A 16220-nucleotide genomic window follows, 5' to 3' on the forward strand; every position below is an offset into this window, starting at 1 on the left:
GCACCTTTAAAAATTATTGAGATGAAAAAAACAACTTTTCTTGGAATCGTACTGCTCCTTTTTGCTTTCTCGGTAAACGTTCACGCCCAAACAAAAGGCTTCTACGAAAACGTTCAGAAGAAAAACATCAGCAAAGTTCTTGATGATCTTAATGCATTCGCCGCTGCCGCAGATTATAAAAATTATTTCGATCTGTACGCAGAAGAATCCACTTTCATCGGTACCGATGCCACCGAAGTCTGGAATAAAAAAGAGTTCATGGTTTGGGCAAAGCCGTTTTTCGATAAAGGCAAAGCCTGGAACTTCACCTCGCTGAAAAGAAATATCACTTTCAGCAAAGACGGAACTTATGCCTGGTTCGATGAAATTCTCGATACCCAGATGAAAATCTGCCGCGGCTCCGGCGTACTCGAAAAGATCGGCGGTAAGTGGAAAATCAGACAGTACGTTTTATCCACCACCGTTCCGAATGATATCATCGATGAGGTTACCAAAATGAAAGCTCCCATCGAGGACGGAATGATTTTAGAATTCAGGAAAAAATAAAAATTTATATTGACTTCATTACAATAAATTATGGCTAAAAAAATAAAACCGAATCTCAGTATCGCCCAAATCATCAACATGAGTATGGGTTTTCTGGGAATCCAGATGGCATTTGGACTGCAGAACGGAAACGCAAGTAGAATCCTTGCAAATCTGGGAGCAGATGTTCACGAACTTTCGTGGTTCTGGCTGGTAGCGCCGATAACAGGATTAATCGTGCAACCAATTATCGGACACATGGGCGATAATACCTGGAGCCCGCTCGGCAGAAGAAAACCGTATTTCCTGATTGGCGCAGTGCTTTGTGCAATCGGACTGGTTCTTTTACCCAATGCCGCGTCAGTAACTCATTTAATCGCAGCCAACGTTTTATTGCTGGCCGTAATTTTCTTAGCCATGATGGATTTTTCCGTCAATATCGCCATGGAACCGTTCCGTGCATTGGTCGGGGATATGCTGCCGAAACATCAGGGAACGCTTGGTTTTTCCATCCAGACCATCTTAATCGGAGTCGGAGCCGTTATCGGTTCAGAAATGCCGAACTGGCTTACCAAAATGGGCGTATCCAATGTCGCACCCGAAGGTTATGTGGCAGATAATGTGATTTACGCATTTTATGTGGGCGCAGCGGTTTTAATTGCCTCCATTTTATACACCATCTTTACCACCAAAGAATATTCTCCAAAAGAATTTGCAGAATTTGAGGGCCGCGACGAAGCAGCAGAACACAGTTCTAAGTTTTCAGATATGTTTAAGGATTTTGCGAAGATTCCTTCACTGATGAAAAAATTGGGTGCCGTGCAGTTTTTCTCCTGGTTTGCTCTTTTTACCATGTGGGTTTTTACCACAAGTGCTTTAGCGACTCACCATTTCGGACTTGCGCCGGATGATACTACCTCTGCAGAATTTAATAAGGCAGGTGATTTAACCGGACATTTATTTGGTCTCTATAATTTATTTGCGATTCCGTTTGCGTTTCTTTTAACTCCAATTGCTAAAGCGATCGGTAAAAAACAGACTCATGCTTTGGCACTCTTTTCCGGAGGATTGGGACTAATTTCCATGTTTTTCATTAAAGATACCGGCATGCTTTGGATCTCGATGATCGGTCTTGGATTCGCCTGGGCGAGTATCCTTGCAATGCCTTATGCGATGCTGATCGATGCGATTCCACAAAGAAAAATGGGCGTTTACATGGGAATTTTCAACTTCTTCATTGTAATGCCGCAGATTGTCAACGGTGTATTCGGCGGACCGATTGTGAAAAATCTTTTCGGAAACATGGCCATCGATTACGTTGTAGTTGGCGGTGTATGTTTAATCATCGCATCAGCCGTAACCATGTTTTTGATTAAAGGCGAAGGCAAAGAATCTGAAAAAGAACTCGAGGAAGAAATCCAGCAGGTTCATTTTTAAGATGTTTTTAAACTTATCAATATAAGCGGTTCCGGTCATTATCGGAACCTTTTTTTTGTTATTCGGTTTCAGCCAAAACTTAATCCAGTTTTTTCTGGATAAACTCTTTCAAAACAGGAACCTCACTTTGTTCAAGCTCTTTTACAGAAGTCATCAGAGTTACAGTTTTATGTTTTTTAATTTCATTTAGAAATGCTTCGGTCTGAGGATTTTGATTCAGTTCTTCCAAATATTTTTTGCTGAATTCTTTAAAATCAATTTCTTTACCGTGATACAGTTTGCGGAGTTCATTTGAAGGTGCAATGTCTTTCGCCCATAAATCAATTTCCGCTTTTTCTTTCGTCATTCCTCGCGGCCAGAGACGGTCAGCTAAAACGCGGAATCCATCTTTACTTTGCGGCTTGTCATAAATGCGTTTTTGAAAAATTTCCATTTTTATAAATTTAAGTAAAGTTATGAACTTATCTTAAATCAATGTTTTTAGCGGCTTAATGCTATAAATTTGTATTATTAAATCACTAAAACAATCAAAAAAATGAAAACAGTTTATCATAAAGCAGACAGCAGAGGTTTCGCTGATCATGGCTGGTTGAAATCTCATCATACTTTCAGTTTCGCCAATTACTATAATCCGGAAAGAATGAATTTCGGGGTTTTACGGGTTTTGAATGACGATCAGGTCGCTTCCGGAATGGGCTTCGGTACGCATCCACACCGCGATATGGAAATTATTTCTATTCCGCTGGAAGGCGATTTGGAACATAAAGATTCCATGGGAACTACCGCGGTGATCAGAAATGGTGAAATTCAGGTCATGAGCGCCGGAACCGGAGTTCAGCACAGCGAATACAACAAAAACAAAGACGGACTCGTGAAATTCCTACAGATTTGGGTCATTCCGAATAAAATGAATGTTACGCCGCGTTACGACCAGATCAGCATTAAAGAAAATGAAAAGATCAACGATTTTCAGCAGATTCTATCACCAAATCCTGATGATGAAGGAGTTTGGATTCATCAGAATGCATGGTTTAATCTGGCAAAATTTGAAAAAGGCAACGCCAAAGAATACAGAATTCACGACGCCAAAAACGGAGTTTATGTTTTTGTTTCAAAGGGTTCAGCAAAAATTGGCGAACAGACACTGGGAACCCGAGACGGTTTTGGAATCTGGGAAACTGAAAGTTTTACGCTGGAAGCTCTTGAAGATTCAGAAGTTTTACTGATGGAAGTTCCGATGGAATTATAATTAAATGCATTAAATTTGAATGACAAATTAAATTTAAACTATGAAAATATTAGCTTTTGCCGGAAGCAATTCCACTGTTTCGATCAATAAAAAACTGGTCACTTTTGCGTCCACATTTTTTCAGGATGATGAAGTTGAAATTCTTGATCTTAATGATTTTGAAATGCCCATCTACAAACGCGAAATCGAACTTGAAAACGGAATTCCCCAAAAAGCGCTGGATTTTGCTGCTAAAATTGATGAATGTGATATGATCCTTTTATCAACCCCGGAAAACAACGGAAATTTCCCGGCAGTTTTTAAAAATCTGATGGACTGGATTTCTAGGATGAAGGAAAGGTTAATTTTCAATGGAAAACCGATGTTTTTAATGGCAACTTCCGATGGGAAAAGAGGCGGCGCCAGTGTGCTGGAAATTGCTGAGAAACGTTTTCCTTTTGACGGCGCTGAAATCCTGGAGATTTTTTCGCTTCCAAAATTCAGCGAATATTTTGATGCTGAAAAAGGAATTGTTAATGAAGAAAAACTTGCGGAGTTTAAAGAAAAAGTTCAGAAAGTAAAGCTGAAATTCTCTTGAAAAATAAGTTTAAAACTGAAAGAGCGGACTTTTTAGTCCGCTCTTATTTATGCTTTCAGCCGGTTATTTCTTAACCATCGAATATACTTTCTTTCCGGCAATAACCAAAGGAACCATCACTAATCCCGCTGCCATACCATAAATAAACTGTTTAGCCATGTCTGGAATATTGGGCAAAAGATGATGGAAATATTCGATGTTATGGTCAAAAATTCCTCCGGAAACCAGGATCAGGGCAATCGTTCCCACCACACCTAAAATTTTAATTACGATTGGAAGCGCTTTAACGAGAATCTCGCCCAGCGTATTGAAAAATCCTTTTTTATTCGATTTTTTAATCAATTTATAACCCGCATCATCCATTCGCACAATCAGTGCAACAATTCCGTAAACACCAATTGTTGCTAAAACAGCCACAATTGAAACTGTAATAATCTGAATCGGTAAACTTTGATCCAATACCGTCCCCAAAGCTATAATGACGATCTCAATCGAAAGGATAAAATCGGTAGTCACTGCGGATTTTATTTTAGCAGATTCCGCGGCTTCTCCCTCCAAGCCGGGTTCTTCTACTTCCTGTATAATTTCTTTGCCTTTTTTAGTACGGTGAAACAGAAATTCTATGATTTTTTCTACCCCTTCGTAGGCAAGATAAAGACCTCCCAAAATCAGGACAAATTTTATTGCCGGCGGATAAAAAAACTGCAGCAGGAAGGCGATCGGAAGAATGATCAGTTTATTGATAAAAGAACCTTTCATGATTTTCAGAAGCACCGGGATTTCCCTGCTCGACAAAAAACCGGTGGCTTTTTCTGCATTTACAGCAAGATCATCACCCAAAATTCCTGCGGTCTGTTTGGTTGCAATTTTCGAGGTTACCGCTACATCGTCCATTAGCGCTGCAATATCATCCAATACCGCAAAAAAGCCTGAAGCCATACGTTTTATTTTTAAGAAAACAAAAATAGGTATTTCCAAATATAAATTAAACTTTTCTTAGCCTGCAAAAGTTCATTTTCGAGAAAAGCATTTTTTAAATTGATTTAAAAATCTTATTTTCGCAGAACAAAATTTTTAAAGTTTGAAACCGAAAAGATTACATTCCCCGCAAGAGAAGTTCCAATATTTTGGAGGTGTAATCTTCGCCAAAAAATAATAATGAGCCGACGTCTGAATGACTGTCGGCTTTTTTATTCCCGAAATTCAGAGAATCAGGGAATGCTAAAAAAGGTTAAAAAAATAAATTGGCCTTCAGCTTTTACTAACTTTGAAGTGGAACTGAATGCAGCAGCAAAGAAAGATTTTGTAACTAAATAACAGTAAAAAGTAAAAATGAGCAATACCTACAAATCCGCCGGAGTCGACAAAGAAGAAGGTTACAAAACCGTTGACAAAATAAAAACTGCAGTTGCAGAGACGCATAATGAAAATGTACTGAACAATTTAGGCAGTTTCGGAGCATTCTACCAGATCGCCGGTTACCGGAATCCTGTTCTTGTAAGCGGAACCGACGGAGTGGGAACAAAACTGAAAGTTGCCTTAGACTCTAAAAAATATGATTCTATCGGTGTGGACTGTTTCGCAATGTGTGCCAATGATATTTTATGTCACGGTGCGAAACCATTGTTTTTTCTCGATTATTTAGCGTGTGGAAAACTCGATTCCGAAATTGCTGCGGAAATTGTCATGGGAATGGTGAAAGCCTGTAAGGATAATAACTGCGCGTTAATTGGCGGTGAAACTGCAGAAATGCCGGGAATGTATCAGCCGGGAGATTATGATGTAGCAGGTTTCTGCGTGGGAATTGTAGAAAAAGATGAAATAATTGACGGTTCCAGTATTAAAGCAGGCGATAAAATTATTGCCCTTCCAAGTTCGGGATTCCACAGCAACGGATTTTCTTTAGTAAGGAAGATTTTCCCTGATTTCAATGAAGAATTTGAAGGAAAACCACTCTACGAAACTCTTCTTGTTCCTACAGCGCTGTATTATAAACCGGTGCACAAAGTACTTGAAGAAGTGAAAGTGGCAGGTATTGCCCACATCACAGGAGGCGGACTTATCGAAAATGTTCCTAGAATTATCCCTGAAAATCTCTGCGCCCATATCGATACTTCCAAGATAAAAATCCCAACTGTAATGCTGGAACTTGAAAAACGCGGCAATATCGACAGAACAGAAATGTACGGAACTTTCAATATGGGAGTTGGAATGGTGATCGTTGTTGACGGTAAACATTCAGCAAAAGTGCTTGACCTGCTTGATGATGCGTACGAGATCGGAGAGATTACAGAAAATCCGGAGAAAATAATTTTAATATAACAGTTATCGGTTAGCAGACTCGCGTTAACCGCTGTCTGTTAAATCGATATTCGTTCGAAATATGAAGAATATAACCGTTTTAGTTTCGGGTTCCGGCAGCAATTTACAGCGGATTATCGATGGGGTGGAAAATGGAGATATTCCAAATGCCAGAGTAAGTCTTGTTGTAGCTGACCGCGAGTGTTTTGCTTTACAGAGAGCCGAAAATCACGGCATTAAAAACATTCTGATAAAGCGCGGAAAGGATTTTTCATCAGAATTAGGTAAAATCATTCCTGAAAATACTGATTTGATTGTGCTTGCCGGCTTTTTATCCATTTTGAACAGAGAATTTTGTGAAAGTTTTCAGGGTAAAATCATTAACATACATCCTGCCTTGCTGCCTAAATTCGGCGGAAAGGGCATGTGGGGACATCATGTTCATCAGGCGGTTTTAGCTTCAGGTGAAAAAGAAAGTGGGGCAACCGTTCACTTCGTGACTTCGGGAGTTGATGAGGGCGAAATTATTCTTCAGAAATCATTTGAAATTTCAGACACAGAAACTTTGGAATCTTTATCGGAAAAAATTCATAAAATTGAATTTGAAATTTTTCCTCAAGCTATAAATTCAGTCCTGAATCGTGTTTAAATAATAAACTGATTTGGGATTTGTCTATAAAAACCGTTGGTGAAAGAACGGGAATCTAATAAAAAGTAAAAAGAAAGAACATGTCAAAAAAAAGAGCGCTGATCTCAGTTTCCGATAAATCCGAACTTGTGGATTTTGCAAAGTTTTTAGAGGAAAAAAATTATGAACTGGTTTCCACAGGCGGAACCTTCAAACATTTGAAAGATGCCGGTCTGCATCCGGTTCAGATTGATGAAGTGACCGGTTTTCCCGAAATGTTGGACGGACGTGTAAAAACGCTTCATCCAAAAGTTCATGGCGGACTGCTCGCGGTAAGAAACAGCGAAGAACACATGAGAACCGTTCAGGAACACGGAATCGGTTTAATTGATATGGTGATTGTCAACCTATATCCGTTTTTCGAAAATGCAAATTCTGATATTTCTCTGGACGAAAAAGTGGAATTTATTGATATTGGCGGCCCATCGATGTTGAGATCAGGAGCCAAAAATTTCAATTCGGTGACGGTGATTACCGATGTAGAAGATTACCCGGCAGTTCAGAAAGAAATCGCAGAAACTGGTGAAACGACTATGGAAACAAGAAAAAGACTTGCCGGAAAAGTCTTTAATTTAACTTCTGCTTACGACGGCGCCATTTCCAGAATGCTTTTGGATGAAGAATATCCTCAGTATTTAAATGCCTCTTACAAAAAAGTTTCGGACCTCAGATACGGTGAAAATCCTCATCAGACCGCGGCATATTACGTTTCCACAACAGATAATGGTGCGATGAAAGATTTTGAGATTTTGGGCGGCAAGGAACTGTCATTCAATAATCTGCGGGATATGGATTTGTGCTGGAAAGTGGTGAGTGAATTCAAAAACGAGATGGCGTGCTGCGCGGTAAAACATTCTACTCCCTGTGGTGTTGCGGTGGGAAGCTCGGCGTTAGAAACTTATAAAAAAACCTTCGAATGCGATCCTGTTTCTATTTTTGGCGGGATTATTGGAATGAATTTTAAAGTGGATGCATCCACAGCGGAAGAGCTCAATAAAACTTTTCTGGAAATCGTAATGGCTCCTGATTTCGATGAGGAAGCTTTGGAGATTTTGAGAAAAAAGAAAAATTTAAGAATCATCAAGATTAAAAATGCGGTTTCGGACCAACAGACGTGGGTAAAAACCGATGGCGGAATATTGGTGCAGGATAATGATAACCGGTTTTCAGAAAATATAGAAACAGTAACTGTTTTCAAACCTTCGGCAGAACAGGAAAAGGCACTTTTATTTGCGCAAAGAGTCGTGAAATATGTGAAATCAAACGCGATCGTTGTTTCAAACGGAACTCAGGCGTTAGGAATTGGCGGAGGACAGGTGAACAGAATCTGGGCAACGCAACACGCAGTAGAAAGGGCGAAAGAAAAATTCCAGGGAGATCTGGTTCTGGCTTCAGATGCATTTTTTCCTTTCCGTGATGTCGTTGATTTCTGCGCAAAAGAAGGAATCAAAGCGATCATCCAACCCGGCGGAAGCATGCGCGACGAGGAAAGTATAGAGGCCGCAAACGAACACGGAATCCCAATGATGTTCACCGGAATGCGTCACTTTTTGCATTGATATTTTTAAATTATTGAGTTCAGATTTAGGTGCTTAACTTTAACTTTAATTATTAACTTTTCTCAGAACTAAATTTGAAATTCACATTCAAATTAGTAATTTTGAGGATACAAATAAACTAAACAAATGAAAATATTAATCGTAGGAAATGGCGGAAGGGAGTCAGCAATCGCTTTAAAGCTGAAAGATGACAGCAGAATTTCTAAAATGTATTTTGCCAAAGGCAACGCAACCACCAGTAAATTGGGACAGAATGTATACGAAGACAGTGTAGTAGGTCTCAGAGATTTTGCCATTAAAGAAAGAATCGATCTTACGATTGTCGGTCCGGAAGCTCCATTGGTAGATGGAATAGTGGACGAGTTTAAAAAACACGATCTGAAGATTTTCGGTCCGCGCAAAAGGACTGCCGAACTGGAAGGAAGCAAGGCATTTTCTAAGAAATTCATGCAGACCAATAATATCAAAACCGCCAAAGCAGTGGTTTTCGATGCATATCAGGACGCAATTGATTATGTAAGACAGCAGAAGTTTCCCATCGTTATTAAAGCCAGCGGACTTGCGGGCGGAAAAGGCGTGGTGATTGCCGATAATCTTACTGATGCTGAATCTACTATTCACCAGTTTATGATCGAAAGGATTTATGGCGATGCTGGAATTCAGTTGGTGATCGAGGACTATCTTAAAGGTTTTGAAGCGTCTATTATCGCGTTTTCAAACGGAAAAAATCTTTATCCGTGCATTCCGGTGAAAGATTATAAAAAAGCCGGTAACGGTGACACAGGACCTAATACAGGCGGAATGGGAAGTGTAGCGCCAAGTCCGGAATTTACAGACGAGCATTACAGAGATTTTGAAGCCAATATTCTTAAACCTACTTTGGCGGGATTAAATGCTTCAAACATCCATTTCAAAGGATTTATTTTCTTTGGATTAATGGTAACCAACGACGGAACTTTCCTTCTCGAATACAACATGAGAATGGGAGATCCGGAAACTCAGGTTATCCTTCCACTGATGGAAAACCAGCTGTATGATGTGATTATGGACTGTCTTGAAGGCAAAGAAATCAATCTGAAATTCAAAGACGAAAAAGCAGTCTGCCTCGTAATGTGTTCGGGCGGTTATCCGTGGAAAATTGAGACAGGATTTGAGGTAAAAAATCTGGATAAGGTAAAAGATAGCCAAGTGCTTTTTGCCGGAGCCAAAACAGCCGGAGACCGTATTTTAACAACCGGCGGACGGGTGTTAAGTTTGGTAGCCACAGGCAATTCCTATGACGAAGCCAGAAGAAAAGTGTACGAAGACGCTAAAACCATTCACTTCGATTACGAATTTTACAGAGAAGATATCGGTAAATTCTAGAATAAAAAGGCGTGATTCATCACGTCTTTTTTTGTTAAACGGCTGGGTAAATCTGAAGCCAAAATTCAGAAACCTGCCGGAAAGAAAAAAAATCATAAAAATTTAAGTAAAAAAAGAAATAAATACATGCACAACGGCATTATCATACTCGATTTCGGGTCTCAGTACAACCAACTTATCGCCAGAAGAATCCGGGAACTCGGAGTGTATTCTGAAGTTCTCCCATTCAATACCGGTTTAGAAGAAATTTTAGATAGAAATCCTTCCGGAATTATTCTTTCAGGCGGACCAAGTTCTGTGAACGCAGAAGATGCACATTTGGTTGACCGGGCGTTATTCGAAAAAGGAATTCCTGTATTGGGAATTTGTTACGGGATGCAGCTTACCACCCATTTATTAGGCGGAAAAGTAAAAAAAGGCCAAAAAGGCGAATACGGAAAAGCAAAACTTCAGATCCAGAAATCCAACGCACTGCTCTCCGGAGTAAGCAGGTTTTCAACGGTTTGGATGAGCCATTTCGATGAAGTGGAAACGGTTCCCGAAGGTTTCGCCGTGAACGGAACAACGGATGTGATTTCTGCAATTTCCGATGAATCCAAAAAAATATACTGCGTTCAGTTCCATCCTGAAGTTTCTCATACAGAAGAAGGATCCCGAATGATTGATAATTTTGTTTTCAACATCTGTAAAGCTCCCAAAAAGTGGAAACTTACCAATTATATTGATAAAACCGTCGCAGAAATCAAAGAAAAAGTAGGTGATCAGAAAGTCATCCTCGGTCTTTCCGGCGGTGTAGATTCTTCTGTGGCGGCAGTTTTAATTCATAAGGCAATCGGCGATCAGCTGCAGTGTATCTTTGTAGATACCGGACTTCTGAGAAAAGATGAAGCCGAAAAAGTGATGAAAAATTACGGTGAACATTTCCATCTCAAAATCAAACTTATTGATGCGAAGGAGCGGTTTTTGTCCAAACTCAAAGGTATTTCAGATCCTGAGGAAAAAAGAAAAATCATCGGAAATGAATTTGTCGCGGTTTTTGATGAAGAGTCCCATAAAATTGAAGGCGCAAAATTTTTAGCCCAGGGCACTATTTATCCGGATGTGATCGAAAGCCAGTCGGTGAAAGGTCCTTCAGCTGTCATTAAATCACACCACAATGTGGGCGGACTTCCTGAAGAAATGGATTTCGAACTTCTGGAGCCTTTGAGAGAATTATTCAAAGATGAGGTAAGAAAAGTAGGAGAGGAATTGGGTATTCCGCATCATTTGGTGCACCGTCATCCTTTTCCTGGGCCAGGTTTGGGAATCCGGATTTTAGGTGAAGTGGATGAAGAAAAAGTGAAAATCCTTCAGGAGGCCGACGATATTTTCATCGAAGAACTGTATAAAAACAAGTTATATGATACTGTTTCTCAGGCTTTCGTAGTGTTGCTGCCTGTGAAATCTGTCGGAGTAATGGGCGATGAGAGAACTTATGAATATACCGCTGTAGTCCGTTCTGCAAATACAACCGATTTTATGACGGCGACTTTCAGTAAATTTCCGTGGGAATTTCTCGAGAATATTTCCAACAGAATTATCAACGAAGTAAAAGGCATCAACAGAATTGCCTATGATATTTCAAGCAAACCGCCTGCAACGATCGAGTGGGAATAATAATAAAAAATCCTTCTGAAATTTTCAGAAGGATTTTTTTTTAGTCCTTGCTTCCGCCGCTGTCTTTTTCAACATTGGTTTTGGTGTTTTCTTTCACTTTCTGGTTTCCGAATCTCTTAATGAACGTCAGAGAAAATCCGTACCAGTCGGCCTGCATTGAATTTCTGAAAGTTCCGATCGGAGCGTAAGTCGTCACATCGAATACTGGCCTTTTAAAAATGTTGTACATCTGTAAACTTGCTTCCATCTTGGTTTTTGGGAAAATTTTAGTGACGGAAATATTGTGGAAAAAATTCATTTGATTACCATACGAATTGCCATAATTCTGGCTGAACAGACCAAACCACCCGTTAATATTGATGTTCTTATTGAAAAGATTGTTATAAGAAATATTGGATGACCCGCCGAAATTCGCAAAATAATCTTTCGCGTCCTTCAAGTCATTTTTTGCATTGAAATCGCTGTTATCCGTATAATTTACATTTACACTGAGATTCACATTCAGTTTATTTTTCAAAAAGACCTGATTGGTATTGAAATTCAAACCGTATTTCATCACATTTCCGGGGAAATTTTCTTCAATCTGTATCGTCTTTTCGCCATCTTTGAAGTAAGTCGTCCAATAATCCTGATTGCTGTACCAGTAACTCGCCGTAACAAAATATTTCTTGTAAAGCCCAAGTTTCAGGCTGTATCGGTCATTGGGATTTGGTTTTAAATCCATATTTCCTCTGACATAGTTTCCGTTATCCAAAGGAAGTTCAAAAGGATTCATTTCGCTATACCAAGGCCTCCAGATATTGTGCTTATACGTTGCCGTCAAAACATAATTGTCGGAAAACGGATATTTTAAAAGCAGATCGGGAAGAATCGTTCCGTAAGAAGTCGTTTTTTCGATGTTGCCGACATCCTGTCTTACTTTAAACCAAATATATTCATAGCGCAAACCGATTCTCGTCTCCAGCTTTTTGAAGAATGTTTTGCTGAAGTTCGCATAAACTGAGTTCAGGTTTTCCAGATAATGAAAATCATTGCTTTTGGATAAATCCTCTATCCAGTTACTGTTATCAAGTCTGTAGGAATCATAGGGAATTACATAGTTTTTGAAATTGGTTTTTCCACCGAATTCGATTGTACTTCCGGATTTTCCCAAAGGCTGTGAATAATCTGCCTTGAAATAATAATCCCGGTTTTGATTATCTGCCAGAATACGGATTCCGGTGGGAATAATAGCTGTACTTGAAGTAATAATATGGCTGTTTGTATCCGTTACCGAGCTGTAATTAATTCCTGCATTCAGGTCGAGAATTCTGTTCTTTTCTTTATCGTAAAATTTATAGAAGAGGTTGCTTCCCAGATTTCGGTTTAAACCCGTAAGATTTTGATTTTTCACATAGTAATTCTGCAGCATGTTTTCGTTAAAAGTTTCACCGTATGCATCAGAAAAACTGTTCCTTTTTGTCTGGGAATATTCGAAGATAAAACCGATATTGTTTTTGTCATTCAATTCCAGCTCAGAAGTAGTAGAAAATGAAGGAGATTTTCCCATTTCCGTACTTTCTGTATGGATTTTAGTGAGCTCACTGTTCTGATAAATGAAATTTTCATTATCGTTTTTCATCACGCTGGTGTTATCGCTATAACCTCCGGTCAAGGTTTCGGTAAAATTCTTTTTGTGATAATTAATATTAAAATTTGCCGATTGCGAGTTTTTGGTATTTTGAGTGTTGGTTAAAGATACGCTTCCTTTTACCCCTTCATTTTCCAGTTTTTTCAAAACAATATTGATAACAGGTCCTGAAGCTTCGTATCGCGCGGAAGGTGTTGTAATTACCTCAATTTTCATGAGATTGTCCGCAGCGATGGTCTTCAGGTAATCTTTCAGTTCCTTTCCTCTGAAAACGGTTTTTCTGTCGTTGATGTACACCGTTACCGATTCTCCTTCGGCAAGCAGATTATCATTACTGTCCATGCTCACCTGAGGTGTCATTCTAAGGATGTCCCAGGTCGTATTTCCAGCCAGTATCGAGCTGTTGGCAACATTAAAAACGGTTCTGTCCGCCTTGTTTTCTATGGTTGGTTTTTTAGCAATTACTGTTACTTCGGCAATGTTCCTGGTTTTGGTGGAGTCCGTTTTTACCTGTGCAGAAATGAGAATTACAGGCAGAAAAGCGATGGCGGTAAACGTTTTATTCATAAATTTTTTTAGTCTCATAATAAGACAACGGTTTCCGGGTCTTTGTTACATTATTTTTTATTAATTTAAAACCAAATGCGAATAATGCGCTTTTTAAAAAGGTATTTCTGATGAATTTTCAACTTTAGATTTCGGTTTTCTGAAATAAACTATCTTTGCAAAATGGAAAAAATCACTTTTGCCGATTTCGAACTGCCCGAAAAGATCCTCGACGTATTGGCCGATCAAAATTTATTTGAACCCACGCCGATTCAGGAGAAATCTCTGAAACCGATACTTTCAGGCCGTGATGTGATGGGAATTGCCCAAACCGGAACCGGAAAAACATTAGCCTACTTGCTGCCCGTTTTGAAAAGCTGGAAATACAATAAAAACGGAAATCCTACTGTTGTTATTCTTGTTCCTACCAGAGAACTGGTGGTTCAGGTGACAGAAATTGTGAAAAATCTTACCCAGAATATTACTGCGAGAGTAGTCGGAATTTACGGTGGAGTAAATATCAAGACTCAAAAACTGATGTTTAATGACGGTTGTGATATCCTGGTAGGAACGCCGGGACGGATCATGGATTTGGCGATCGATAATGCAATTTCTTTGAAAGAAGTGCAGAAACTCATCGTTGACGAATTTGATGAAATGCTGAACCTGGGTTTCAAAATGCAGTTGGCGAATATTTTTACCATGATGAAGGAGAAAAGACAGAATATTCTTTTTTCTGCAACGATGACCGAAGCGGTAGATGCGGTGCTTGAAGAGTATTTTGCGGGCCCGGTGGAGATCTCGTTGGCAAAATCAGGAACTCCTTTGGAGAAAATTGAGCAGGTTGCTTTTAAAGTGGAAAATTTCAATACCAAAATAAACCTCCTTGAACATTTACTGAAATCAGACGTTGACTTTTCCAAAGTGCTGATTTTCTGTAATAACAAAAAGAATGCGGATTATCTTTTTACAAAGATTGACGAACTTTTCCCGGATGAGTTTGATGTGATTCATTCCAATAAGTCTCAGAATTACCGTCTTAACGCGATGAGAAGCTTCGAAAGCCAAAAGCTGAGAGGTCTGATCACCACTGATATTATGGCGAGAGGTCTCGATATTTCGGACATTACTCACGTCATCAATTTTGAAATTCCGGAAGTTCCCGAACAGTATATCCACAGGATCGGAAGAACCGGCCGTGCCGATAAAAACGGAATTGCGGTTTCATTAGTGACCAAAAAAGAAGAAATACTTTTGCTCGATATTGAGCTTTTGATGAACAAGGAATTAAAACTGCAGGATTTCCCTAAAGAGGTAAAAGTGAATCCGGTAAAAATTGCTTCAGAGAAAGAAGAAATCGTGATGAAAAATGCCCACACCGTAAAACTTGAAGAAGGTGGCGGCGCATTCCATGAGAAAAAGGACAAAAACAAGAAGGAAAACTGGGGCGGTCCTACGAAAAGAAATCCGCCAAAAACGAAGCCTTCGAACCGCGGGCAGGCCAAAGCCAAATCTAAAGCGAAGAAAAAAAAATAATCCCGGATCTCCGGGAATTTTTTTGTGAAAACTTATATTTTTATTTCCAGAACAAATCCTCATATTCCGGTTCTTTCAGTTCCGGATAGTTCTGTTTTAAGAGGTTTTGCAACTGTTCTTCTGTTGCTTTCTCTTCAATTACAGGGAAAATCTGTCTTTCTTCTGTCCGGATGTGAAGTTCGAGCAAATCACGGAAAATCTTGATCTGTTCAGGAGTTTCAAAGCCATCTGTGATCATTTTTTCAAATTCGCGGTGTTGTGAAATCGCTTCTTTAATCAGAGGATGAGAATTTCCTAAAATAAGAAAAATGGTTTCCTCCTCTTCGGCAAAATGGGGCTTAAGGTTTTGGTGATAGAAGAGGTTAATGTATTTCGACATTCTTTCTACGGAAACGTCTTTTTTTAAACCTTCTTTTAATTTCCAGCAAAGCAGCAAACCGAAGTGATGATCTCTGCTGAGCTGTACTAAAGCTTCATGTCTTTTCATCGTTTTATTTTAAATAGGGTTCCATTACTTTTTTCCAGATCTGATAACCTTCGGGTTTCATATGAAGCATGTCTTCGAGAAAAAGATCTTTACGGATCTTTCCGTCCGGACCGTTCATGGCTTTGGTAATGTCGATGTATTCTGCATTTTCTTTCCTTTCCATGAATTTCCTGATAAGGGAATTCGTTTCAATAAACTTAGGCCAAAGGTTTTCGCGGCTTGGTGAAAGTTTGATTGAAACATAAGCCACCGGAACCTCAGGATAATATTTACGGATTTCGGCATAAAAATGTTTAAAACGGTTGAACACTTCTCTCGGTTTCAGTTTTTCATTTCCGGCAAAATCGTTTTCACCACAGTAAATAATAATCTGTTTCGGAGAATAGGGTTTTAAAAGTTCTTCGGAATAAAAATTTAAGTCATACAGACTCGAACCTCCAAAACCGCGGTTCACGATGACTTTTTCAGGAAAATATGCATCAACATCTTTCCACATCGTGAAGGAGGAACTTCCCACCAGAAGAACAGCATTTTTCGGAGGCGGATTTTCTTTGTTTAACTGTTTAAAATGCTGAATGTCATCCCAAAAAGCGGGCTTGTTCTGTGCACTGATTCCTACCAGCATTAAAAAAAGAATAAGAGCAGAAAATATTTTTCTCATGAA

15 protein-coding genes are annotated in these 16220 nt (G+C 39.3%); 10 read left to right on the forward strand and 5 right to left on the reverse strand.

The genetic code is table 11. The features are described 5' to 3' along the window. Window positions 1-21: 21 nt before the first annotated feature. Together KSK37_RS07775 and KSK37_RS07780 are read left to right on the forward strand one after the other, a co-directional pair. Entirely contained in the window at window positions 22-546 is a 525-nt protein-coding gene (locus tag KSK37_RS07775) for a nuclear transport factor 2 family protein (protein ID WP_217200595.1), read from the forward strand. A gap of 30 nt (window positions 547-576) precedes the next feature. Beyond that, the gene (locus KSK37_RS07780) at window positions 577-1962 is read left to right on the forward strand and encodes an MFS transporter (RefSeq protein ID WP_217200597.1); all 1386 of its coding nucleotides are present in this window, start codon (window positions 577-579) and stop codon (window positions 1960-1962) included. Between the two features lie 79 nt (window positions 1963-2041). Here the strand turns inward: KSK37_RS07780 and KSK37_RS07785 are convergent, their stop codons facing one another. Continuing rightward, the gene (locus KSK37_RS07785; RefSeq protein WP_217200599.1) at window positions 2042-2395 is read right to left on the reverse strand and encodes a DUF488 domain-containing protein; all 354 of its coding nucleotides are present in this window, start codon (window positions 2393-2395) and stop codon (window positions 2042-2044) included. A 102-nt stretch (window positions 2396-2497) separates the two neighbouring features. Between KSK37_RS07785 and KSK37_RS07790 the strand changes: the two genes are divergently transcribed. Together KSK37_RS07790 and KSK37_RS07795 are read left to right on the forward strand one after the other, a co-directional pair. Then, window positions 2498-3211: a pirin family protein gene (locus KSK37_RS07790; RefSeq protein ID WP_217200601.1), complete on the forward strand. Its 714-nt coding sequence runs from the start codon at window positions 2498-2500 to the stop codon at window positions 3209-3211. 40 nt (window positions 3212-3251) lie between these two features. Then, window positions 3252-3788, forward strand: coding sequence for an NADPH-dependent FMN reductase (locus KSK37_RS07795; protein WP_217200603.1), 537 nt, complete (start codon window positions 3252-3254; stop codon window positions 3786-3788). Window positions 3789-3851: 63 nt separating this feature from the next. Here the strand turns inward: KSK37_RS07795 and KSK37_RS07800 are convergent, their stop codons facing one another. Beyond that, complete coding sequence (locus KSK37_RS07800; RefSeq protein ID WP_217200605.1) at window positions 3852-4727, reverse strand: DUF808 domain-containing protein; 876 nt, start codon at window positions 4725-4727, stop codon at window positions 3852-3854. 393 nt (window positions 4728-5120) lie between these two features. On the opposite strand from KSK37_RS07800, the gene purM reads away from it, so the two are divergent. From purM to guaA, 5 genes are all read left to right on the forward strand, one after another. Next, on the forward strand, window positions 5121-6110 hold the full coding sequence (gene purM, locus KSK37_RS07805; protein ID WP_217200607.1) for a phosphoribosylformylglycinamidine cyclo-ligase: 990 nt from the start codon (window positions 5121-5123) through the stop codon (window positions 6108-6110). A gap of 61 nt (window positions 6111-6171) precedes the next feature. Then, the gene (purN, locus tag KSK37_RS07810) at window positions 6172-6738 is read left to right on the forward strand and encodes a phosphoribosylglycinamide formyltransferase (RefSeq protein ID WP_217200609.1); all 567 of its coding nucleotides are present in this window, start codon (window positions 6172-6174) and stop codon (window positions 6736-6738) included. 80 nt (window positions 6739-6818) lie between these two features. Then, window positions 6819-8336, forward strand: coding sequence for a bifunctional phosphoribosylaminoimidazolecarboxamide formyltransferase/IMP cyclohydrolase (purH, locus tag KSK37_RS07815; protein ID WP_217200611.1), 1518 nt, complete (start codon window positions 6819-6821; stop codon window positions 8334-8336). Between the two features lie 126 nt (window positions 8337-8462). Further along, on the forward strand, window positions 8463-9701 hold the full coding sequence (gene purD / locus KSK37_RS07820) for a phosphoribosylamine--glycine ligase (protein ID WP_217200613.1): 1239 nt from the start codon (window positions 8463-8465) through the stop codon (window positions 9699-9701). A gap of 126 nt (window positions 9702-9827) precedes the next feature. Continuing rightward, window positions 9828-11357: a glutamine-hydrolyzing GMP synthase gene (gene guaA / locus KSK37_RS07825; RefSeq protein ID WP_217200615.1), complete on the forward strand. Its 1530-nt coding sequence runs from the start codon at window positions 9828-9830 to the stop codon at window positions 11355-11357. Window positions 11358-11397: 40 nt separating this feature from the next. On the opposite strand, the gene KSK37_RS07830 is transcribed toward guaA, so the two are convergent. Next, entirely contained in the window at window positions 11398-13554 is a 2157-nt protein-coding gene (locus KSK37_RS07830; RefSeq protein ID WP_217200617.1) for an outer membrane beta-barrel family protein, read from the reverse strand. 162 nt (window positions 13555-13716) lie between these two features. Between KSK37_RS07830 and KSK37_RS07835 the strand changes: the two genes are divergently transcribed. Next, window positions 13717-15069 carry a DEAD/DEAH box helicase gene (locus KSK37_RS07835; RefSeq protein WP_217200620.1) on the forward strand — a complete coding sequence of 451 codons (1353 nt, stop codon included), beginning with the start codon at window positions 13717-13719 and terminating at the stop codon, window positions 15067-15069. 40 nt (window positions 15070-15109) lie between these two features. Here KSK37_RS07835 and KSK37_RS07840 read toward each other — a convergent pair whose 3' ends face one another. Together KSK37_RS07840 and KSK37_RS07845 are read right to left on the reverse strand one after the other, a co-directional pair. Next, complete coding sequence (locus KSK37_RS07840; RefSeq protein WP_217200622.1) at window positions 15110-15556, reverse strand: hemerythrin domain-containing protein; 447 nt, start codon at window positions 15554-15556, stop codon at window positions 15110-15112. Between the two features lie 4 nt (window positions 15557-15560). Further along, a complete protein-coding gene (locus KSK37_RS07845; protein WP_217200624.1) occupies window positions 15561-16217 on the reverse strand; it encodes a GDSL-type esterase/lipase family protein in 657 nt (218 codons plus the stop codon). Window positions 16218-16220 lie beyond the last annotated feature (3 nt).

It is taken from the genome of Kaistella soli (assembly GCF_019038595.1).
Lineage (GTDB): Bacteria > Bacteroidota > Bacteroidia > Flavobacteriales > Weeksellaceae > Kaistella > Kaistella soli.